The organism is Photobacterium sp. TY1-4, assembly GCF_025398175.1.
Lineage (GTDB): Bacteria > Pseudomonadota > Gammaproteobacteria > Enterobacterales > Vibrionaceae > Photobacterium.
Map to the genome: position 1 here is coordinate 2195601 of NZ_CP099734.1, position 22602 is coordinate 2218202.

Genomic DNA, 22602 nt, shown 5'->3' on the forward strand with positions numbered 1-22602 from the left:
GAAGTCGACCCTATCCGGTCTTACGTGTCTGTCTCTGTGGAAAATAAGGCATCGTTGAGATTACAGAAAAAATATACGGATGACAATTAAATAAACTTTTGAAATTTATATCAGATTCATTTAAACGATATTATTTCCACATTCGGTGTAATCACTTGTCATAGGCATTCATTCCGATCAACATTAAAATTAAATATTTTTTCAAATAAACCACATTGCACATTCAGTAACACATGAACAGGTTTCCTTTTATAGTTCTCTATCATCACGGTCATCGCCAATCAATCCAGTTCTGTCCTGAGCTGTCAATCCAGTAAAGAAAAAGCCCCGGAGACTCACTCGCAATGCTGATCAGTTAAGGATCGGTTGACTGATCCTTCTGATGCGTCAAAATCGGAAATCATTTACTGGTTTCCGGTTTTTTTATGCCCTTAGCTTCCGCACTCACTGATTTTCTTGAAGAGTCTCCTGTCGATATCTCCCAGCTGACCACTTTCTCTGAACACGTTCCCGACGAGTGGGTTGCCAGAGCTACATCTTTATCGACTCAGGCAACCATCAGACGAAGACGGCTCCCCAGTGATATGGTGCTCTGGCTTATTGTCGGTATGGCCTTTTTCCGCAATGAGCCTATAGCTGAAGTGGCCCGCCGTATGAATGTCTGTGCCGAAGGGTTGGCAAACGAGGAACTCCTGGCCAAGAGTGCTCTGACACAAGCCCGTCAGCGACTGGGAAAGGAAGCGCCTAAATGGCTGTTCAAACAGTGTGCTCAGGTATGGGGTAAAGAAAGGTACCCGGAAGACAGCTGGAATAAACTTCAGGTTTTTGCTGTTGATGGGGCTCTGTTCAGGACCCCGGATACCCCCGGGCTTCGCGAACACTTCGGTTCGGGAAACACATCCGGAAAGCGCCAGACACCTTACCCTGTACTCCGTCTTGTCACCATGATGAACGTGCGTTCCCATATCATCATTGATGCCGATATCAGCCCTTATCGCCGAGGTGAAATACCGCTGGCCCAACCCTTTATCAACTCGCTGCCGGATAACTCGGTGACTTTGCTGGATAAGGGATTTTACGGAGCAAGCCTGTTGCTGGGCATCTCTGCCAGCGGGGCAAACCGACATTGGCTTATTCCTGCTAAAAAAGGCGTGGTATACACACTTCTCGACGAGGAGGAAACCAATGACAACCTTATCGAGATGAAGGTCTCGCCCCAAGCGAGAAAGAAGAATCCGACCCTTCCTGAGAAATGGCAGGTACGGGCAGTCACCTATGAGGTAGACGGGAAAGAGAAAACGGTTTTCACCTCCCTGCCAAGAGAGATGTACAGCGCCGAGCAGGTTGCCACCCTATACCACGAACGCTGGGAGATTGAACTGGGCTACCGCGATATAAAGAGCTCCATGCAGCACAATTCTCTTACCTTGCGGAGCAAAACGGTCGAGCTGGTTTATCAAGAGTTATGGGGGTTGCTTCTCGGCTACAACCTGGTCAGGAGAGAGGCAAGCCAGGCGGCTGTGGCGCATGACAGAGCCCCCACAGAAATAAGCTTCAAGTACGCCTGCCAGTTTATTGCAAGTCAGCTCAGGGTAATGAGTAAGGCACTGTCACCGGGAAACACGCCCAAGAGGCTAAAGGCACTACGGGGGGACCTGTCAGTGCTCTTCAAGGAAAATCGCCCCAGGCCATCTAGGCCCAGGGCAGTTAAGATATCAAAGACCCGCTACCCGGTTAATCGCCATGCAGCTCCCCTTAAGTGAACTGCATTGCGGAGACTCACTCGGGGCTTTCGATTTCTTCCGGTCACATGTATCCATGAAACCTGGAACGCATGCGGGCGGTATGATGTGTTACATCTGCGAGAACACGTTCATGATCACGCCACCGGAGATGATCAAGCCCATCGCCAGCATGGCCGGAAAGTCAGGCTTCTGCTTGTACAGGATCATCGAGAAAATCGTGACACCAATAATACCGAAACCACACCAGAGCGAATAAGCAATCCCGACCGGGATATATCCCATCGCCTTAGTCAGCGCGAAGTAGCACAAGCTGTATGCACCGATGACCAATGCCGACATCGCCGGATTGCGGAAGTTATTGGTTTTCTTGATGTATGAAGTCCCGGTAATTTCAGAGCAAATTGACAGTGCCAGCCACAAAAAACCTACGTTAAACATGGTATCTCTCCTTACCCTTTCGCTTCTTCAGTTTTCAGTTCGATTGGTGCTTCGCTTTCTTCTTCACCCATTTTGGAGAACAGGTTCATGATGATGATCCCGCTGGCAATGATCAGCATGCCGATCATCGCGGCCATATCCGGATGCTGGCCGTAGAACACCATGCCCAGCGTCGAAACCAACAGGATCCCGGTCCCCGACCAGGTTGCGTAGGCAAGACCGACCGGCAGGTACTTCACCGCCTGAGACAACGAGTAGTAACACACCACGTACAGCAGCACGATCACCGCCAGCAACGCTGTTTTGGTAAAGCCTTCACTGGTGTCGAACATTTTCAGGGTTGAGGTGGCTGAGGTTTCGGAGGCAATGACCAGCGCCATCCAGAGCCATTTTTTTACAGATTCAGACATAAATACTCCTAAAGTTTGCTTTCAATTTTTTGTTTACGAATCAGATAAAGCGTTCGCTAACCAACCTGCTGAGCCTTGACATACTCCTGAGCCAGATCAGTGAGCCGATCTTGCTCCGAGAACGCAGCCCCCCCCTGCGCCATCACTTCCGAGAGGGTGATGAAGCGCGGCGATGCAGACTCTGCCGGCGCGTTTGCATTTGTTGTTATTGCAGTTGCTGTTCTTGAGCTTATTGCTCTTGCGTCTGTTGCTTTTGAGATGGGCGAAAGGGCTTTGCAGCCCGCCTCCCGGGGTTCTGCATCAAATACCGAGATCGAACCGAGCGTTAAGCCCAGTGCCTGCACCGCCTGACGCTGCGATGCCAGCCTTGCAGTCATGGCCGGATTATTGGCCAGTCCCTTCAGCTGGTTCAGCTCACTGTCAAGCCGGCATTGATAATCCAGTGCCGTTGTCGGCATCCCTTTCATCAGGGCGGTTTGTACCAGTACGGCACCTGGCGATCCAAACAAGCCGTTGGCGATCTCGGCCAGCGTTGCCGGGTCGAGAAACGGCAACCACACCGCCTCGAAACCGGACAGAAACTGCGCCGGATCGCGGCCGTCCCAAGAAAGGATCTCCCCCACTTCCTGCCACTGAACCGCTGAATGTGCGGCAGCCGCAGAAGGCGGGATGTAGATAGCGAATCGGCGCTGCGAACACTGCTGAAGACGCGCAATGATCAGGGACTGATAGTCCGCATCCCCCCCCAGCACAATCAGGGTGCGAGGCTGCATGCCCGCGAGTACGCGTTTCACCAGGGCTTCAATCTGTTGCTCGTTCATTCCTACCTCTCTTCACTCAGCCACTAATTTGGCGAGCTTGTCTGGCCGGTTGACTTATCTCGCCAGATAAACGTCTTCCCCGGAGCGGAGCCCTGCCGCATTGGCTTCGTCGGTGTCGATATGGAACTCCAGCGCGTACGCTGGGCTGACCCGCACCACCACCTGCTCGAACACCACCCCACAACCACCACCGGCACGCACCTTCACCCGCTGGCCGTTCTCGACCTGAAACCGCGCAGCATCCTGCGGGCTCATGTGGATATGGCGCTGGGCACAAATCACTTTCGAATCAAGGTGGCAGTAGCCAGCCGTGCCGACCAGCAAGGCATCTGCCGAGCCTGTCAGATCGCCCGATTCACGAACCGGTGCCTTGATACCCAGGGTGTAGCAGTCAGCTTTCGAGACCTCGAGCTGGGTTTCTGCCCGCGCCGGACCAAGCACACGGACCCGCTGAATCGAGCCCTTCGGTCCGACGATGGTGACGCACTCTTTGGCTGCGAACTGGCCCGGCTGCTTGAGCGCCTTGATAGGCGTGAGCTGATACCCCTCCCCGAACAGCGCCTCGATATCGGGCTGGCTCAGGTGAACATGGCGATTGGAGACCCCGGTCGGAATACCGAGGTCCGACACGGCATCGGACATGGCCGAGCTCAATATCGCGGCTTCCTCGCGGCAGCTCGGCGGTAGTTTCTGCTCAATCTGTGCCATTAATGTTGCGCTAATCATTGGCGTGTTCCTTGTCTGCGGGTCCGGGTAGAGCGTTTCGCGGCAGGCTTATCGCCCGATGTACGAGTCGCGCTGCCACTCTGTCCGGCTGTTGCCTGATGGCTTGTTGCTACCGGTTTTTCTTCGGCCTTGCTCGCGGCCACTTTGACTTCAACTACGTCGGCGTCAGCGTCGTCGGCTTTTACTTCATCAACGTCGACAGGCTTTGCTTCTGGCTTTGCCTCTGCCTCTTTGGCCGCTTCAGAAACTGCCTGGTTTTTTGGTTCTGCACCGTCTGACCTCGCCATCTCTGCTGCAGAATCCACTTCAGGTTCAGCTTCGGTGACAAGCACTGGCTGTGGGCATACCTCATTTTCCAGCATCGCCAGCACACTCTCGTCCGGACGGGCAATCACCAGTGATGCCACGACGTCTTTCGCCGCCTCGACACCGTTTTCGACCGCCGCCGATACGGCGCTGATCTCGCCGTGAAACATCACGGACACCAGCCCCGAACCAATTTTCTTGTAACCCACAAGGTTGACAGCTGCCGATTTGCAGGCCGCATCAGCAGCCTGAATGGCAGATGTCAGACCCCGGGTTTCTATGACGCCCAAACTGGTCATCTTCATTTCCTCCTTAATGTCGAACCAAGCGGATATCAAAATCGAACTGGGTAAAGAAGGCACTCAGCTGATCCAGCTCATCGTCGCTATAGCCAAGGTCTTGTTTGATTGGGTAAATCATGTCGAGTTTGTCGTACTTGGTTTTGCCAAACTGGTGGTATGGCAGCACGTCGATGCGCTGGATATTGCCGCGCTTGGCAAGCTCCATGACATAGCTGAATGCCCCGGTGATCGCGTCGTAAGAATCGTTGTAGCCCCGGATCAACGGCATCCGGATCACGATGTTGGCGCCCATATCGACCAGATACTCGAGGTTGCGTTTTACTCCTTCGTTCCCGATCCCGAGCAACTGACGGTGTTGGTTGGTATCAATCTGCTTGATATCAAACAGGAACAGATCCGTGCATGTCGCCAGTTTCTGGTAGTTCTCCAGGGAAGTGGTGCCCTGAGTTTCGATCGCGGTGTTGATCATCTGCTTTTTGCATTCGGTCAGCAGGGCCGTGGCGAAATCCGCCTGCAGGCTCAGCTCACCGCCGCCCAAAGTCACCCCGCCGCCGGAAGACATATAGAAGTCGTAGTCCTGCATGATGATTTCCATCAGCTCGGAGACCGTGACATCTTTGCCCATCACATCCAGCGCATCGCCCATGCACACTTCTTCACACTTCCGGCAGCCAATGCAGTCCACCGTCCGGTTGATCTTGTGTAGGGCCTTACCGTCTGCCCCGGTGCTCATCAGGTGCACCCCGGCAGGACAGACCTCGGCACATTTGCCGCAGGCGACACATTTGTCCTGGCTGAACATCACCTGGAACTTGCTGCTCAGCCCCTCGGGGTTGGCGCACCAGTCGCATTTCAGGTTGCAGCCTTTGAAGAAAATCAGCGTGCGGATCCCGTCACCGTCATAAATGGAATATTTCTGGATATTAAAAATCCGCCCGGTCAGCTCGGTGTCTTTGCTCGCTTGTGCTATCCCAGTCATTATTTATTCTCCTCACTTCGCTCGCGCTTCGTGGTTTTGATCAGGGGCCTTGCGGCCCCTGGCGCTGGGTCAGAATTTTTCCAATACGGTACGGCTGATGATCTCGTCCTGAACTTCCTTGCAAAGCTCGACGAAGTAGGCGCTGTAGCCGGCAACACGCACGATCAGGTCGCGGTATTTCTCAGGCTCCTGCTGGGCCTTCTTCAGTACTTCGTTATCGACATAGCTGAACTGCATCTGGCCATTGCCGAGAATCGAAGCCGTGCGCAGCAAGGTGATCAGACCGTTCTTGCCTTCCGGGGTATCAAGCAGGCCTTTGAGGAACTTGAAGTTGTGCACCATGCCGATGTTCATGGTTTCAACATTCATTTTGCTCACGGATTTGATAATCGCTGTCGGGCCTTGCTTATCTGCTCCCTGCGTCGGGCTGATCCCGTCAGACAGCGGCATCCACGCCAGACGGCCGTTCGGGGTCGCATTGGTCAGTTCACCAATCGGGGTGTTGTTGGAAATCGACAGGGTGCCGTGGCTCAGACGCGAGTAAAGCATCCGGTACTTGCCACACTCACGCTCGGTCCACTCGGTGATATCCAGCGCGAACGCATCGGCATAGTTATCATCGTTACCGAACTTCGGTGCGTTCAGACAGTCACGGCGCAGCTCTTCGTAACCTTCGAAGTTAGCCAGCATCGCATCGCGCATTTGCTCCAGGGTGTATTTCTTGTCTTCGAAGACCAGCTTGCGGATCGCGGCCATGGAATCGACATAGGTTGCCAGGCCGGAGAAGATCAGGCCCGGGCCATAGTTCACCACCGCGCCCCCGGCACTGACGTCTTTGCCCTGTTCCATACAGCCTTCCACCAGCAGTGACATCAGCGGCTTCGGCGCCACATCGCGGTGGACGCGCTGGCTGATCACCGTCCCGACGGCAGACAGTTTGACGATATGGGCGATTTGCTCTTTCACCGCCGCATCGAAGGCTTCGAAGGTGGTCAGCTGATTCAGATCGCCAGTATCCAGCCCCTGATAGCTATCGAACAACACCATGCGGCCACGGTTGAGGACGAACTCAATTGCAATCGGCCACTGGGTGTACCCGGTAGAGGTCCACTGGTAGATACGACCGGATTTCTGCGGTTCGACACAGCCCATCAGACAGTAGTCACGGGCATCTTCGAAGTCGTAACCTTTGCGCAGCATCATCTTGATGTGCGAGTCATCGAAGTGACACGCCGGGAAGCCCATACCCGCCTTCACCACCTCGACGATTTTTTCCATGTAGTGCTGTGGCGATTGGTTGTGGATCCGGCATGCCAGCGATGGCTGGTACACCTTCACGAAGCGCACGGCATCCATGATCAGCAGGGTCAGGTCGTTGGTCGCATCACCGCCCATCCGCTTCTGGCCACCGACAGTCAGGTTGATGAATGGCTGATAGCCGGCGAAGTATTTCGCGCCCAGCTCGCTTGACATCCACATCAGCTCGGCACACTTGATGATGAAGGCCTGCATCATCTCCAGGGCTTCTTCCTGGGTCAGGCGGCCGGATTCAATATCGGCCTGATACATCGGGTAGCAGTACTGGTCCAGACGACCCAGTGACAAGCCGGTCTGGTTTTCTTCGACCTCAAACAGGGATTCAACGGTCCAGACACTTTGCAAGGCTTCCTGAAAGGTCTTCGGCGGGTTAGCCGGCACGTTTTCATTGGTTTCGGCAATGGTGAACAGCTCAGCACGGCGCACCGGATCGGTTTCGGTCAGGGCCAGCTCGCGGGCATGGTTCGCCAGACGCTTGGCGTAAGCCATCACACCTTCACAGCTTTCAATCGACGCCTTGTAGAAATAGATCTTGTCGATGTCTTCCGGGTTTTCCATGCTCAGCTGAGCCAGTTTTTCCTCGGCATCGGCCTTGATCCCTTTCATGCCCTTGGTGAACAGCAGGACATCGTAGCCCGGACAGGTATCGCCGCCCCCGTTGATCTGGTGGTAAGACAGATCACTGACGTAAGTCTCGCCGCTGAACGCCCACAAACCCGCTTCGCGGTACTGTGCTTCACAGATCTCATCCAGAGAGCGGCCTTCCCAGAACGGGACGATCTCTTCGCGGATCACCTTCTTGTCTTCTTCGGAGATCTCGAACGGATCCTGCGGACGGGTGCTCATGGTATCGAGCTCGTCACGAACCCAGCGCCATGCGATATCCGGCGAGAAGGCACCTGCACGTGGCTTGCCACAAGGGTGACCAACAATCAACTCGTCATCCTGGATCAGGAGCGGCGCGGTTTCACAGGCAACGCGGAACGCCTTGGCACGCAGCAGGATTGTCGGCAAACCCTGATGCTGCTTGGTTACTTCGGTGAAAGCCAACGCACGGTAGATAGACACACTCGGGCGCGCTTTCAGGTAGTTCTGGCGCAGGCGCTGCATCCGCGGCGTCAGGCCTTCCATGGCTTTCATTTCAGACTCGCCCGCAGCTTGTGGCGCAGCAGTTGACATGGCAGCACCGCCCGCACGATACAGGCGAACCGTCAGCTTGCTGTCCAGGCTTGCCAGGTTGTTCCGGGCTGCCAGCAGCATCTTGGACAGATCATTGATCACCAGCTGGCTGTCTTCGAAACGGCCGCCCTGGACCATCCAGTCGAACATCGGGTAACCGTCGACGGCTTTCTCAGCACGAACTTCAGACAGCTCACTCAGTTTCAGCCACAGGCACTCAATCACCTCGTATGCCTGCTGCTCGGTGATTGCACCGCTCTGCAGATCACGTTGATAGTAGCTGTACAGCGCCTTATCGAAACCGGTCGCACCCACGGCGTAACTGCCGTTATCCAGATGCATCATCAGCTGGAACAGATAGAAGGCCTGACAGGCTTCCTTGAAGGTCTGTGCCGGTTGCGCCGGAACGCGGCGAAGGATCGCGGCAGTTTCTTGCAGCTCAGCCTGGCGGTACGGGTGAGTTTCCGTTTCAGCCATGCGCGCCATTTCGGTGGCCAGTTTGTTGGCCAGCGCCACGGCACCGTTGCAGGCAAAGATCATTGCCTTACCCTGATTCACTTCGTCCATGCCGCTGCGGCTGATTGCGCTGCCGATATTTTTCAGGCGCATCTCGATGTGTTGTTCCAGGACCTGGAAACCGGAGCTGATCACCGACATGTAATCAGGACTGTTGGTTTTCTCGCAGTTGAGGAAGCCAAACACCGATTCGTTGTTCAGTTCGGCTTCGGTGTGGAAGATCGCCCCGCGTGCCTGAGACGACTGGCTGCCGACAATCAGTTCGTCCTGACCGATATAAACCGGCAGCTCAGCCATCAACTGGGAAAACTGATGGGCATTTTTGACCATCGGCGGCATCCCGGCGATATCGTCGCCCATGGATGCCAGAATCGTTGCGCGCTCGGCGCTAATGGTGCTTTTTTGCGTAAGCAGTCTTTCCGCCAGCATTTTTACACGCGGCGTGAGGGAATAGTTGGCCATCTTCAGCCTCTCCTAATGATATGTTTCACTGTCGACCGGGCCTGACGCCCAGCCGTGGGATATTGGATTGTTGTGCGTTGTGGTATGACCTAGGTGTGGGCAATCCCTGCAAACGCTTGTCGGTATAGGGTTTCCATGTGGTGCGTATTCACCTCACGGGGGTTGGTTGGTGTACAGCCGTCTTTCAGCGCCGGTCCAATCAGGTCCGGCAGCGCGGCAAAGAATCCGGGCTCGGCCACCTCACAGTCGCGGATGCCTGATGGCATATTCATCTGCTCTTTGAGCACATCGATCGCCACAATCAGACTCATCACCCCCTCACGGGTCGTCCGGCTCGGCAAGCCAAGCTGCTTCGCCAGGTGGGCGTATTTTTGGGCGGCGGCAGTCTTGCAATCGCCATGTAAGTTGGCATTAAAGGCGATGACATGCGTCATCATCAGCGCGTTCGCCCGCCCGTGCGGGATCCCGAAGACACCGCCAAGCGCGTGGGCCAGACTATGGGTGATCCCCAGGGAGGCATTGGTAAATGCCATGCCTGCGATACACGAGGCGTTGTGCATTTTCTCCCTGGCAGCCAGGTTGCTGCCGTTCTGGTAGCACTCCAGCAAGTGGGCGAAAACCAGTTGCACGGCCTTCTCTGCCAAGGCATCGCTAAAATCAGACGCCTGGGTGGAGACATAAGCCTCCAGCGCATGGCACAGCACATCCATTCCGGTATCGGCAGTAATACCCGCGGGCACCGACTTCACCAATTCAGGGTCTAAAATGGCGTGATCCGGCAACATAAACTCGTCGACCACCACCCACTTTTCGCCTTTTGATTTAATGACCGAGAATGCGGTGACTTCCGAGCCCGTGCCGCTGGTGGTCGGGATAGCCACAAAGCATGGTTTTTTCGCCAGATTGCCGCTTTCCCACAGGGTGTAGATCACTCCTTTCGCCGCATCGATCACCGAGCCACCGCCCAGTGCGACCACTACATCCGGCGCCTCGGCATCCATTTGTTTCATCCCATTGACAATGACCGAGATGTCCGGATCCGAAGTAACCTCGGCAAACAGACTGACCACCATCTGGTTCGCCTGCAGCCGCTGACGGACTTGGTCGGCCATGCCAAATTTAACCATCGCCTGGTCGGTGACGATCAAAGCCCGCTGCCCCGTCAGTGTGCCCAGCTTGTCCAGAGCGCCGTTGCCAAAATGGAGCATCGGCTTAATCTGAAATTCGTTCATGTGATTGAGTCTCCCTTATCTGTCCTGGTGGACTTTTTCCACGATGGCAACGATTGACATGGCCTTGTACTGCTGTTTGTGCAGCGCAAAATATTCCTCAACCAGGACCAGATCACGCACACCAGCCCCCACACTGTCGACGGCGACATAAGTCCGGTCCTTGATGGGCGCCAGATCGTCCCCCAGTGCCGTGACCAGCAAGAGGTTGCTGCCGCGTAGTTCGTCATTTTTCTGGGGGGCGACGACATGCCCGGTTACCTTTGCGAGAATCATAGTTTTGCCACCTTCTGTTGCGTTGCTGCCGGGTTAGGGCGCCATACGTCCCATCACCTGTTTGATGATGCGCTCAACATTTTCTTCGCTAATGTCATGACAGGTTTCGCCATGGGTGCCATGACAGGCAGGCGCCGGAATACCACAGCCAAAGCGATCATCCGCCGCTGTCATTGCTGTTGTGATAGCCACAGGCGCAGCAACTGACGCATGTCCACCGGTAAAGCGCATGTCTTCGAAGATACTGACCGGTGCACTGGCAGTGACTGCCGGAGCTGGAGTCGCAGCCGGTGCAGCAAGCGAAGCAGACGCAGACTGTACCGCTGGCGCAATCAGTGTTTCAGGCTGGCGCAGGTCTTCAATGTTGCGAACGCCGTAACCGACCTTGCGGACATTGAGCAGGTTCATCGGACCGACGTTATCGGAGCTGGAACCGCCGCCCAGTGCGCCGCACCCTAAGGTCAGGGCCGGGATCAGGTTGGTGGTCGCACCAATACCGCCCAGGGCTGCCGGGGTGTTGACCAGCATGCGGAACACCGGTTTTTCCAACGCAAACTGGCGAACGATGTCCGGGTTCTGGGTGTGGATCACCAGCGTATGGCCCAGACCTTCGTTGGTGAGCAATTCCACCACGCGATCGCAGGCAGAGCGCCAGTCTTCCTCGATGTACAGGCCCAGGACCGGGCAGAGTTTTTCACGGGCATACGGATTCTGATGGGACACGCTGTCCTGGCGGGAAATCAGGACCTTGGTGCTGGCCGGTACACTGAAGCCGGCAATGCCTGCCAGTGATAGCGCGCATTTACCCACAATGGCCGGATTAATCATGCCGTTCGGGCGCAGCAGGATCTTCGCCAGTTGTTGCGACTCCTGCTCATTCATAAAGTAAGCGCCCTGAGCCAGCAGCTCCTGGTGCACCTGTTCATAAATGCAGCGTTCCGCAATGATCGATTGCTCGGACGCGCAGATCACGCCGTTATCAAAGGTTTTACTGGTGATAATGTCGCTGACCGCCTGCTTGATATCAGCGGTACGCTCGATAAAGGCCGGCCCGTTCCCCGGTCCGCCGCTGATTGTCGGTGTGCCCGATGCATAAGCGGCGCGGACCATACCTTCACCACCCGTTGCCAGGATCAGCGAGACATCTTTGCTGCGCATCAGCGCTTGCGTGGCTTCCATCGTCAGCAGCGACACGCCGTCGACAATCCCGGCAGGCGCTCCGGCTTCTGTTGCAGCACGCTTCACCAACTCAATGGCTTTCTGGCTGCACACCTTGGCGTTCGGATGCGGCGAGAAGATAATTGCATTCCCGGCTTTCAGCGCGATCAGGGTTTTGTAGAAAATGGTTGAGGTTGGGTTAGTCGACGGCACCAGTGCGGTGATGACCCCAAGCGGCACACCGACTTCCATCACCTGATTGACCGGATCCTCAGAAATAATGCCGACCGTTTTGATCGATTTGATGTGCTCGTGCACCTTGGTCGATGCAAAGATATTCTTCAGGACCTTGTCCTGCCAACGCCCGAAGCCGGTTTCCTCATGGGCCAGTTTCGCCAGCTCTTCAGCATGACGAGCGGCTTCAGCAGCAATATGCGCCACGATGCTGTCGACTTTCTCCTGCGAGAACTGCGCAAACTGGGCTTGTGCCTGTTTGGCCTGTTTCAGCAGCTCTCGAGCTGCCTGGATGGATTGTAAATCCTTGTCTAAAGTCATGATCTTTGTCCTTCACTAACGCGTGAAACGAAGGGGAAGAAGGATTGCCTTACGATAATTGGGTAAGGCAAACTCGCCCCGGCATCTTGCACAGCGGCAACGCTAGGCTTTGTGCTGAGATGCAATTTTCTCAATGTCATTGTGCGGGCGGGCAATCACGCGAGATGACACCACTTCGCCAATTTTTTGTGCCGCTTCAATGCCTGACTCAACGGCTGCGTTCACCGCACCGACATCGCCTTTCACCATGACGGTCACCAGACCGGAACCTACATTTTCGTAACCAATCAACTCGATATTGGCGGCCTTGCACATAGCATCAGCAGCTTCAATACTTGGAACCAAACCTCTTGTTTCGATAAGACCAAGTGCATCTTTCATAGAACTTTCCTTTTATTCAGTCACGGTGTACTGAGAGACAATTTTTTCGATGTCGCTGTGCGGACGGGCAATCACCAATGACGTGACAACCTCACCGACGCGCTGCGCCGATTCCACACCTGAGTCCACCGCAGCCTTCACCGCACCGACATCACCACGCACCATGGCCGTTACCAGACCAGAGCCGACATTTTCATAACCAATCAAATCAACGTTGGCGGCTTTGCACATCGCATCAGCGGCTTCGATACAAGCAACCAGTCCCTTAGTCTCAATCAGCCCTAAAGCATCACTCATTGTCAGATCCTCCGTTCACGCCACTTATGCTTTATGTTTAATAACGATTTTGTTGATATCGTTATGCGGACGGGCAATCACCAATGACGTCACCACTTCACCAACGCGCTGCGCCGATTCCACACCTGAATCGACAGCAGCTTTCACTGCCCCGACGTCACCTTTCACCATCGCCGTCACTAAACCGGAGCCGACGTTCTCATAGCCAATCAATTCGACATTGGCGGCTTTACACATCGCATCTGCCGCTTCAACACAGGCAACCAGCCCTTTTGTTTCAATCAAACCTAATGCATCACCCATATTTCTTTCCTCCGTACATAGGTCTCGAGTAAACGTTATTGAGATAAGGCCTCCAGGCCTTTTTTTGTGGTTTTCTTATGGTTTTATTGGCCTGTTCCAACCACGAAAATCACTATATTCCCCACAAAAAGAAAATGGCATTAAACTCCAAAAACTCAGGATACTTAGTTGATTACTCTTCATATAAGGAGCTTTGACGCCTCAATTTACAAAACGATCCTGTTTTTTATCTCTATCCAATACTGATAACCAACCTAAATAACCCCCAAAAACGGAGCTAAATCACATCCCAAACAAGCCTCGCAATATCCGAACATTCAGCCTGAAAATTCCGACTGATTTCACCCGTGGCGGCGTCATCCGGCGGCCATGACGACGGCAATAAACAGGATAAAAACGGCAAAAAACGGTTCGGTATTCACCCGTCGCTAGGCAAGGTGTCGCCAGTAAACATGACAACTGAAATAACCGTGGTCGCAGGTGTCGATATGGCAGTGAAAGTGGTAATCGAAGAGAAAGTGGTAGTGGTAGTGGTAGTGGTAGCAGAATAAAATATGGAGGGCATCGTCCTCAGAGAAAAGCATCAAAGAGGCGATAAACAGAAATGCGCTTACCCGGCAGGGGATGTGTAATGGCCAACCAGATAAGAGCCGGGGGATTTTCTGAGTGCGATAGCCAAAGCTCCGTCGGCAGCTCAGTCATGAGAGCCGCTGATGACAACACTTCCCACCGGAAGTCTGGTGGTTTTCAGTCATGGATTGGATGATTACCAGCGGCAAACGACTGGTTGAAGCTATTCAGGTTTGGGGATAGCGCGTGAAGTGGGGAGACGGAGTCAAGTTATCGCAGCGCAGCGCCTGCCGGTCATTCGCCTGACTAGCGGCACGATGATCGGATGCAGGCGCTTTCACAGAGAATCAAAACAATAATGAATATTCGCCCGGCCTACTGCTCACTTAAAGCACAGACAAATAAAGGTGAGTTGATCGAGCTCAGGAGTACGGTGTCGTAGCTAAGCTTCTCGACTTTGATTAGAAGCTCGTCATGGCTGTCAGACATTTCACGCATGAAGTAATCGAACAGCACATCGGGGGATTCATCGATTGAAGACTTGGTCGAAGACCACTTTTTGACCTGGTAATGACGCGCATAGGCCGAGACCCGTTCGCTGGTGTAGTCAAACTGAACGTAGCGCTGCAAGTACAACCAGCCAGCCTTGGAGTCTGAGTACCCTTCGACAACCAGTGAGCCTTTGCCGCGTTCACTAAATCGAAAGTGAAGGTTCGCATTCACGGTTTCTGTCACCGTGTCTTCAAAGTGCATGATTGCCCGTGCCGTGCAGCTCAGATCTCCAGACTGTGATGGGATCACTTTTGAAACAAAGGGCAAAGTGCAGAGGAAAAATAAAATCAGCGCGTAGAAAAAAAAAATCTTACCGCTTTTGCGTGTTTGCATTATTACTTCCAGGAATAATAAAAATAATTATCACAATAGGCGTACGGGTTATTTTCATTTTCAGCACAGCGCGCAATATAGGTTCGCCCTAACCCATTGCTCTGCAATTTATCTCCATAGTAAAAAATAAATCGTTCATCCTTCGCACAAGACAGGCCCAGCTTGTCTCGCACAGCTTTAAAGTTCTTCATGTACTTTTCACCCATCGCCCTGTTGATCATCAACTCCGGCGAGAACAGCTCACATAACCCGCTCTCCACCTCGGTCAGACTGACAACATGCAACGAACGTTCGGTGATGATGGCCGTCCACAATAAGACCAAGGCGGCAATGAACAATGACGCACTGGCAATCATCCAGTTGCGTTCCTGTTGTTCGGTTTGTGGCGAGAGCTGCGTCACCTTACTTGCTTCGGCCAATGACTCGGGGACAACCGCGGGGTCCGTATTGGCTTGCTGCAAGAGCGGATGCAACGGATTATCATCCACCACCTCTAGGATCAGCTCGGGATTGAGCTCCAATCGTCCACGGGGAATGGTGACAATCACATTCTCAATCCCGTAGCTGCGAAACGATTTTCTCAGCAAGCTCAGGTATTGGTTCAGGTTACTGTTGGATGAAATCAGGCCATTGTCGTCCCAAACCTTGGTCATCACTTCATCACGCGTCAGCACACCCGGGTGCTGAATTAAAAAAAACAATAATGCATTGGCGGTAATGGAAAGTTGCGTATCGCTGGCGGCCTGGTCTTCAAGCTTTAGCGTGCCATCTATTGCGTCGTAATATAGAAACCCATTTATTTTATACTTCATTGGTATAGGTTTTTCCTACTCAAAATGACCGCAATCCCCCACGCCTTTTCGCATTATCATCCCGGTTTACACGCAACCATCACGTCACCTGCATGCGTTGAACACTGCCAAAAAAATAACGCGCGTCGCTTCTGGCTTCTGGCTTCTGGCTTCTGGCTTCTGGCTTCTGATTAGAGTGGGGTATTCATCGGAGTAGATCATACCGCCAGGGCGCAAATTGGATTGTTGATACAGATCAAGAGAGTCTGGTCAGGTAAGACCACATACAGCGATTATGTCTACCAAGTCACATGAAACGACTTACACTCTGGTGCGCACACCAGTCCGAAGTTTGGTTCAGCACATTGCTGTGTTGTCCCTGAACGTCAACCTAGCCCACTTATCAGCATTCGGGCAAACAAAAAGGACACCGCAGATGCAGGTGTCCTTTGCTTGACAGCTTGTTCGCGTGCCGAGCAAATTCTGTCGGTTCATATCGCTCAGCTCACCAAGCGCTCCCCCTTCAGACTATCAGCTCAGGGCAACACCGGGCTGGCAGCACCAGGCCGGCAAGCCAGTTACAGCTCGAAATCACCAAAGGCGTCGCCGTCCACCTGGCGCGCCAGAAAGGCCACCAAATCGTCATGACCACCGATGTAATTGCCGTCCAGAAAGATTTGCGGCACCGTACGTACCGTATTACCTGTTTGCTGTTCAACAAAATCAACCATGGTGGTTTTCGCCAGATCAGTCCCCAGCACCAGCGTGGTATACGCCGTGCCGCGCTCATCCAGAATGGCTTTGGCTTTTACACAAAATGGGCAGTTCGGCTGGGTGATCACCAGGTTCTGGTAACCGGCCAGCTGTTCAAAGGTCATATCAGACATCTACTTTCATCTTCATATCAGGGATTACCGGGTCGCTAAGATTAAGGAAAGATCCACGGTCTGACAAGCGCCGTCGCGTATGCGATGTCTAACCCGGCCCCTGCGGCTCAGGCAATATGAACCGGGATCCGTTGTCGTCCGAACGTTTTCGGCGCGGCAAAATGACCCGCGATCTGGTAGCCGCAATGTCGACAGGCCCCGCTGTCGGTAAGCGCACACTCGCCTAACTCATACCAGTTTCGCACCAGTACTTTGCGATGGCAGCCCGGGCAATAGGTACTGTCGCCTGCTTCGTCGAAAATATTACCGACATAGGCATAGTTGATCCCGTTGGCCAGTGCGATCTCCCGCGCCCGCTGCACGGTTGCCGGCGGGGTTCTGGGTTTATCCATCATTTTAAAATCAGGATGAAAAGCGCTGAAATGGATCGGTACATCCGGACCGAGATTATCCACCACCCACCGGGTCAGCTGGTCCAGCTCCGCCGAGCTGTCGTTTTCATCCGGGATCAGCAGGGTGGTAATTTCAAACCAGACATCCGTTTCATGCTTCAGGTACAACAAGGTATCAAGCACCGGCGCCAGGTGACCGCTACAGATCTTATGATAAAAACGCTCGGTAAACGCCTTGAGGTCGATATTGGCCGCATCCATATCGCGATAGAAAGCCACCCGGGGCTGATCACAAATATAGCCGGCACTGACCGCCACGCTGTGGATCCCCAGTTCGTGGCAGGCCTGGGCGCAGTCGACCGCATACTCCATAAAAATCACCGGATCGTTATAGGTAAAGGCAATGCTGTCACAACCATATCGCTGCGCTGCGTGTGCGATTTGCTCCGGCATCGCAGTAGCCCCTAAGGTGTCGATTTGCCGCGACTTGCTGATACTCCAGTTCTGGCAGAACTTGCAGCCCAAGTTACATCCGGCCGTCCCAAATGACAGTACCGAGCTGCCGGGATAATAGTGATTGAGCGGTTTCTTCTCGATAGGGTCGATGCAGAACCCGCTGGAGCGACCATAGCTGGTCAGTACAATTTCACCATCTTTGGCCTGCCTGACAAAACAGGCGCCCCGTTTTCCGTCCCGCAACCGGCAGTGGCGCGGACACACATCGCAGATCACCCGGCCATCTTCCAGCCGATGCCAGTATTCAGTTTTAAAATATTCAGGAGGTTGGTGCATAGAACACCTGCAACACAGTCTTTTGTTCCTATACTAAATATAGTATTGCCAGAAATAACCGCGTGATTTCTATGAATATTCGTCCACCAGCCGTCGCGGGGAGCTTTTATGATAAGTCCCCGGAAAACCTACAGTCTCAGTTAGCACACTGGCTCGGAACCGGTGGCGGACAGCCGGAAAACATCCGGGCGATGATCGTGCCGCATGCCGGTTATATCTATTCCGGCAAAGTCGCAGCGGATGCCTATCGCCATCTGAAATCCCAGGCAGCGACCATCAACAAGGTGATTCTGGTGGGGCCCAGCCACCGTTACTATTTCAAAGGCTGTGCCCTGCCCACGGCCCATTATTTCTTAACCCCGCTGGGCGATGTGCCGATTGACACACAAAGTGTTGAAAAGCTAAGTGAAATAGACGATATTCATTTATCAGATGAAGCGCACGCCTTCGAGCACTGTCTGGAAGTTCAGTTGCCCTTTCTGCAAACCTGTTTAAGTAATTTCAGTTTACTGCCGCTCTTAACCAGTGATGTTTCCCCAACCGTCGTCGCCCGGATCCTGGATACCCTCTGGCAGGGTGACCAGACCCTGTTGGTGATCAGCAGCGATCTCAGCCACTATCATCCTTATGCGCAAGCACAGCAGATAGACAGCAAGACCTGCGATCTGATCGAACATTACCGGACGTCGCTGAACCCAGAGCAGGCTTGCGGCTCCACCGGCATTAATGCATTACTGCAACTTGCCAAACAGCGCCATTATCAACTAACCCGCATAACACAAAAAAACTCCGGAGATACTGCCGGAGATAAGGAGAGAGTTGTTGGATATGTCAGTTACCTCGTCTCAGAAACTCAATAAGGGAGAACTCACGCAGCTACTGGATGTTGCACGTGAGTCGATTCGCGGCCATTTTTCAGATGCACTACCGCACCCACCGCAATTGGATCTCTATGGTCACAGGCTCCTCCGGCCCGGCGCCTGTTTTGTGACCCTGGAAGTCGACGGCGAACTACAGGGTTGCCTGGGAACCATGACGGCCAATGAGCCCCTGGTACTGGAAGTTCACAACAAAGCCAGGGACAGTGCTTACCAGGATCGGCGATTTATGCCGCTGACCGAAGATCAACTGGATAAACTGATGATTGAAATCTCAGTGCTGTCGGAACCCCAGGTGCTGGCGGTCGATTCAGAGCAAGCACTGATTGACTTCCTGAAAAAACATCGGGTCGGTGTCGTGTTGTCTGATCACCATGCACAAGCCTTGTTTCTGCCCCAGGTCTGGCAACAACTGCCGTCACCGGAGGTTTTCCTCCGCCACCTGAAACAGAAAGCCGGCTGGCCGGCAAATTACTGGTCAGACACCCTCACGATCAAAACCTTTACCGTCACCAGTATCAAAGGTCGGTATTTCCAGCTTTCGGACACCTATTAAGCTTGTGAAGCGCCGCCGGTCTGAACTCCGGCGGGCTACTGGGCGACGCCTTAGATCTGCGTTTTCCTTCAGAACTGTTCTTTCCGTCAGGGCTGTGCTTTTTGCCTTGGTTCACGGGGGATCAAACCGTAAGGCACGGCAGTAAACAGTTCAGGTTGCCCCGCAACTGTCGGAACCGCGCGCGCGCCCTGCCAGTCAAGCAACATGATGGCGAGCACATTGCGATGCTCGCCCTGATCGAGGTCGGTTTCCCCTTTCACGGACGGGATCATCCCGGCCCGACGGTCGATCCCGTGCTGAATCGTCCACCGGGTTTTCTCGACCACCGGATCCGATGCCAAGCCTGCCAACAAAAAGTTAATCCCCACTTCCGCAATCACATCTTCTTTGGTTCGGGCCAGAATGGTGTCGATGTTGCGGCGATAGTAATCAAAAATCCACTGAAACTCCTGTTCACTCACCGGATGTTGGTAGTACCCGGAAGCGGCAAAGATGATGTGCGTCAGTCCGTAGATCTTATTCATATACTGCTGCTCGCTCAGCGTCGCATCCTGTGCGTCCGGATACGTCGCCATGAATGCTGCAATAAATTCATCGACAACATCCTGCTCGCCCAGTTGTTTGAGCCAGTACACCTGGTTGGCCAGTTGCGCAGCCCAGGCCCGGATCATCGCCGGATCGGTCGCGTAACGGCTATAGTCATACCGGCGGATCACCTCGCGCAGTTTGGCATCCTCGCGATGCTTCAACCCGTACTCGTCCGCCCGGGCCATGGAACCCAGCAAACCAATACCCAGATACAGATATTCCGGCCGGGATTGAGTCACTTCATACCGGAGCGCACTCCGCTCTCCCTTCTTCTGGCGATAGCTGTTGATTTTCTTTTGGGAATATTGACGGATTTGCTCTGGCGTATAGACTTCAGCGGCAAACTTGTTCAGGCGACTGGCCACCCGGGCCATATCCGTCCAAACTGCGGTCGCATAGCGGTCATCCTGGGTCTGGCGATAGAGTCGCAACCCGTAGTGCCCCAGCGTATACGGCGGCAAGGTATACAGCTTTGACTCAAATGTAGCTTTAATCAACGCAGCATCCTGGGCGTAGGATGCCGCCGCCGGGCTGGTTTGGGCCAAAGATGCTGGCAAACGGGTTTCCGGCCGAACCGCGGGAGCAACGTCAGCCTGGATTGGAGCGGATAACAGTAAGAAACAGAGGAACAATACGGCGCTAAAGGATTTCATAAACCTCTCCTTGGCAAAAATGAGCCTTGCCGCAGGCTCATCTCTTCAATCCCAGCCGACAGCAATGGCGGACCATTGCCTCAGGCAAGTTGGTATAAGTATCGGTAATCAATGCCAAATAACGCTAGCAAAAATCACAATCCATGCGTCAGCACCGCGTCAAAAGCATCTCCCGGCTTATGCTGAATGTGATCTCAGCCGCTAATTACGCCCGCTAAGCGCCAGCACCAGCACCAGCGGCCGGATAGATGGTTCGGTAGGTCAGGTTCATCCGCGCGGACAGGGGCTGCCTGGACTTCGGGATCGCATGGGTCCAGTATTGCTGAGTGGTCCCGGCCATGATCAGCAGGGAGCCCGAAGTCAGATCGAAGGTGATTTTCTGTTTGCTGTGCAGATGCTTCAGGACAAAGCGACGGGTTTCGCCCAGGCTGACCGAGGCAATCACCGGCTGCGGCCCCAGCTCGGGCTCATTATCCTGATGCCAGCCCATCGAATCCTGTCCATCGCGATACAGGTTGGCCAGCACCGAGTTAAATTGCTGATCGCAAACCGCCTCACACGCGGTTTTGATACTCAGCAACGCCGGTGTCCAGGGGGCCGGGCTCAGGGTTAAGCCGGAATAGGTATACGACGCCTCACCGCACCAGGCCTGCAGCCGCGGTTGCCAGACGTTGCGACCGAAAATGCGAATTTGCTCCTGTCGCCAGTCCAGCGTTTTCCGGAGCTGCTCAAAATAGGTCTGCGCCTGCGCCGCAGTAAAGAACGCCGGTGCCCAATATAATCGGCCATCGGGAATATCAAACCACTCACCCGAAGCTTCGGGTGGAAACAAAGACAGGGTCTCCATAAGGTGTCACCTTTTCGCCATCACATCCGGATCTGCTGCGCGCGCAGTCCGGGATTTAACTGAAGCGTGTTCATGCTGCCGGGTTGCGTCCGGCGCCAGCATTATATCCACCCACACCAACCGATGATCCGATCCAGCCTGGGCTCTCGGCCGCCCTTGTTCGTCACAAATCAGGGGACGGAGCGGATCTTTCTTATCCGGCCAGAACACCCCGGATTGAAGCACCGGCAGATCCGCCGACGGCAACACATAGTCGAGACGTAACCCTGCGAGATGAGTCCATTCCGTCGCCCGCCCCTGCCGGGGTTGCCACGGCAAATGAAAACGACCGCCGAGACTTTTCGGCGTGTGTTTCCCAGCACTGACCTGACGATTGATTTTCGGATGCAGTAACAACCGGCGGATCCCGACTTTGATCCCATCGCCATCCGCCATATCGGCATTAAGATCGCCCAGCACGACAAACGGATCTTCGGGTCCGAGCCCGCCAAAGCGACCCTGATCATCGTGCAGCCAGGGAGCATCATCGATAATCTCCGTCAGCAGCCGCAATTCATCAAAGTTACGCCGGGCATTGCGCTGCTCTGCCCCGTCAAACACCGGCGGAGTCGGATGGCAACAGAGCAGGTTGAGCTGCTGCCCGTCAATCTGCACCGGAACCAGCACATGATTTTTAGACGACAAGCGCAACACTTGCTGTGCCTGAGGGCTGTAGAAATCTGCCGGGATCTGGTTATCCGGCATATCTTGCCAACGAAACTGCTGCCAGTTGCGGATCTGCGATTCCAATATCGGATAGCGGGACAACACCACAAAGCCGAAATGGCCGTGGTGCTCACCGAACCCCAGCCCGTCCCCGGGCAGGGTCAGCGCGCCATCGCCATCCAGATCATGCGGGCTGAGCAAGCCGGTATTGGTCGGCGGACAATAGCGGTAAGGATAAGTGATTGGCGATTGCTGATGCTGGGAACGTTCAAGATAATGGCGACAAAAATTCGCCAGACTCCCGTCATCGCCACCCGTGCCGGGATGGTCAAACTCGCAGAGCATCAGGAGATCAGGACGGGTGTGCTGAATTATCGCCGCCAGACGGCTCAGACGGGGATCATCGCAGACTGCCGTTTGCGCCAGAATTTCCCCCGGCGCCGGGGCAGACATCGACACATTGAACACGGCGCATCGCAGGTGGGTAGATGTTGGCGCAGGATCAGAAAACACAGGAGCATTCCAGCTAAAAACAAACGGAAATTTTAGCGGTTACCACCCGAGAGGGAAAGTAGCGCGGAACTTTTATCGCCCAGCCCACCACCGAAGCCCGTCGCTGGCTCACGCTATTTGACTGACTGGCGACCGAGCCGCAAAG

General features: G+C 54.2%; 23 protein-coding genes and 1 pseudogene. 4 read left to right on the top strand and 20 right to left on the bottom strand.

The window, feature by feature from the left end; all coding sequences use genetic code 11:
* The first annotated feature begins 425 nt into the window (after positions 1–425).
* A complete protein-coding gene (locus tag NH461_RS10290; RefSeq protein WP_261600266.1) occupies positions 426–1763 on the top strand; it encodes an IS4 family transposase in 1338 nt (445 codons plus the stop codon).
* A 90-nt stretch (positions 1764–1853) separates the two neighbouring features.
* Here the strand turns inward: NH461_RS10290 and NH461_RS10295 are convergent, their stop codons facing one another.
* The 13 genes and pseudogenes from NH461_RS10295 to NH461_RS10355 all read right to left on the bottom strand — a co-directional run bounded on the left by NH461_RS10295 (position 1854) and on the right by NH461_RS10355 (position 13400).
* A complete protein-coding gene (locus NH461_RS10295; RefSeq protein WP_261600267.1) occupies positions 1854–2183 on the bottom strand; it encodes a DMT family transporter in 330 nt (109 codons plus the stop codon).
* 11 nt (positions 2184–2194) lie between these two features.
* Complete coding sequence (locus tag NH461_RS10300; protein WP_255387914.1) at positions 2195–2593, bottom strand: DMT family transporter; 399 nt, start codon at positions 2591–2593, stop codon at positions 2195–2197.
* A gap of 56 nt (positions 2594–2649) precedes the next feature.
* On the bottom strand, positions 2650–3414 hold the full coding sequence (locus NH461_RS10305) for a hypothetical protein (protein ID WP_261600268.1): 765 nt from the start codon (positions 3412–3414) through the stop codon (positions 2650–2652).
* A gap of 54 nt (positions 3415–3468) precedes the next feature.
* On the bottom strand, positions 3469–4140 hold the full coding sequence (locus tag NH461_RS10310) for a phosphate propanoyltransferase (protein WP_261600269.1): 672 nt from the start codon (positions 4138–4140) through the stop codon (positions 3469–3471).
* Positions 4141–4508: 368 nt separating this feature from the next.
* A pseudogene (locus NH461_RS10315) lies at positions 4509–4751 on the bottom strand (BMC domain-containing protein); the annotation flags it as partial.
* 7 nt (positions 4752–4758) lie between these two features.
* A complete protein-coding gene (cutD, locus tag NH461_RS10320) occupies positions 4759–5727 on the bottom strand; it encodes a choline TMA-lyase-activating enzyme (protein ID WP_261600270.1) in 969 nt (322 codons plus the stop codon).
* Between the two features lie 69 nt (positions 5728–5796).
* The gene (cutC, locus tag NH461_RS10325) at positions 5797–9201 is read right to left on the bottom strand and encodes a choline trimethylamine-lyase (RefSeq protein ID WP_261600271.1); all 3405 of its coding nucleotides are present in this window, start codon (positions 9199–9201) and stop codon (positions 5797–5799) included.
* Positions 9202–9290: 89 nt separating this feature from the next.
* Positions 9291–10433: a 1-propanol dehydrogenase PduQ gene (locus NH461_RS10330; RefSeq protein ID WP_261600272.1), complete on the bottom strand. Its 1143-nt coding sequence runs from the start codon at positions 10431–10433 to the stop codon at positions 9291–9293.
* Between the two features lie 15 nt (positions 10434–10448).
* Positions 10449–10706: a EutN/CcmL family microcompartment protein gene (locus tag NH461_RS10335; protein WP_255387920.1), complete on the bottom strand. Its 258-nt coding sequence runs from the start codon at positions 10704–10706 to the stop codon at positions 10449–10451.
* Positions 10707–10739: 33 nt separating this feature from the next.
* Complete coding sequence (locus NH461_RS10340) at positions 10740–12419, bottom strand: acetaldehyde dehydrogenase (acetylating) (RefSeq protein ID WP_261600273.1); 1680 nt, start codon at positions 12417–12419, stop codon at positions 10740–10742.
* Positions 12420–12521: 102 nt separating this feature from the next.
* Entirely contained in the window at positions 12522–12800 is a 279-nt protein-coding gene (locus NH461_RS10345; protein ID WP_261600274.1) for a BMC domain-containing protein, read from the bottom strand.
* A gap of 12 nt (positions 12801–12812) precedes the next feature.
* Entirely contained in the window at positions 12813–13097 is a 285-nt protein-coding gene (locus NH461_RS10350) for a BMC domain-containing protein (RefSeq protein ID WP_255387922.1), read from the bottom strand.
* A gap of 24 nt (positions 13098–13121) precedes the next feature.
* The gene (locus NH461_RS10355) at positions 13122–13400 is read right to left on the bottom strand and encodes a BMC domain-containing protein (RefSeq protein ID WP_015670698.1); all 279 of its coding nucleotides are present in this window, start codon (positions 13398–13400) and stop codon (positions 13122–13124) included.
* Positions 13401–13747: 347 nt separating this feature from the next.
* On the opposite strand from NH461_RS10355, the gene NH461_RS10360 reads away from it, so the two are divergent.
* Positions 13748–13951, top strand: coding sequence for a hypothetical protein (locus NH461_RS10360; protein ID WP_261600275.1), 204 nt, complete (start codon positions 13748–13750; stop codon positions 13949–13951).
* 394 nt (positions 13952–14345) lie between these two features.
* Here NH461_RS10360 and NH461_RS10365 read toward each other — a convergent pair whose 3' ends face one another.
* The 4 genes from NH461_RS10365 to amrS form a co-directional block, all read right to left on the bottom strand.
* Positions 14346–14723 (bottom strand): FidL-like protein, encoded by a 378-nt coding sequence (locus tag NH461_RS10365; protein ID WP_261600276.1) that lies wholly within the window; start codon positions 14721–14723, stop codon positions 14346–14348.
* A 134-nt stretch (positions 14724–14857) separates the two neighbouring features.
* Entirely contained in the window at positions 14858–15667 is an 810-nt protein-coding gene (locus NH461_RS10370; RefSeq protein WP_261600277.1) for a transcriptional regulator, read from the bottom strand.
* A gap of 557 nt (positions 15668–16224) precedes the next feature.
* Positions 16225–16533, bottom strand: a complete 309-nt coding sequence (locus tag NH461_RS10375; protein WP_261600278.1) for a glutaredoxin domain-containing protein — start codon at positions 16531–16533, stop codon at positions 16225–16227.
* Positions 16534–16640: 107 nt separating this feature from the next.
* Positions 16641–17717: an AmmeMemoRadiSam system radical SAM enzyme gene (gene amrS, locus NH461_RS10380; protein WP_261600279.1), complete on the bottom strand. Its 1077-nt coding sequence runs from the start codon at positions 17715–17717 to the stop codon at positions 16641–16643.
* 71 nt (positions 17718–17788) lie between these two features.
* Between amrS and amrB the strand changes: the two genes are divergently transcribed.
* The gene (amrB, locus tag NH461_RS10385) at positions 17789–18577 is read left to right on the top strand and encodes an AmmeMemoRadiSam system protein B (protein WP_261600280.1); all 789 of its coding nucleotides are present in this window, start codon (positions 17789–17791) and stop codon (positions 18575–18577) included.
* Entirely contained in the window at positions 18546–19151 is a 606-nt protein-coding gene (gene amrA / locus NH461_RS10390; protein ID WP_261602882.1) for an AmmeMemoRadiSam system protein A, read from the top strand. Before amrB ends, amrA begins: the two co-directional genes overlap by 32 nt.
* Positions 19152–19237: 86 nt before the next feature.
* Here the strand turns inward: amrA and NH461_RS10395 are convergent, their stop codons facing one another.
* The 3 genes from NH461_RS10395 to NH461_RS10405 form a co-directional block, all read right to left on the bottom strand.
* A complete protein-coding gene (locus NH461_RS10395) occupies positions 19238–20392 on the bottom strand; it encodes a DUF3541 domain-containing protein (RefSeq protein ID WP_261600281.1) in 1155 nt (384 codons plus the stop codon).
* A gap of 214 nt (positions 20393–20606) precedes the next feature.
* A complete protein-coding gene (locus NH461_RS10400) occupies positions 20607–21239 on the bottom strand; it encodes an alpha-ketoglutarate-dependent dioxygenase AlkB family protein (protein WP_261600282.1) in 633 nt (210 codons plus the stop codon).
* Between the two features lie 6 nt (positions 21240–21245).
* Positions 21246–22397, bottom strand: coding sequence for an endonuclease/exonuclease/phosphatase family protein (locus tag NH461_RS10405; protein ID WP_261602883.1), 1152 nt, complete (start codon positions 22395–22397; stop codon positions 21246–21248).
* Positions 22398–22602 lie beyond the last annotated feature (205 nt).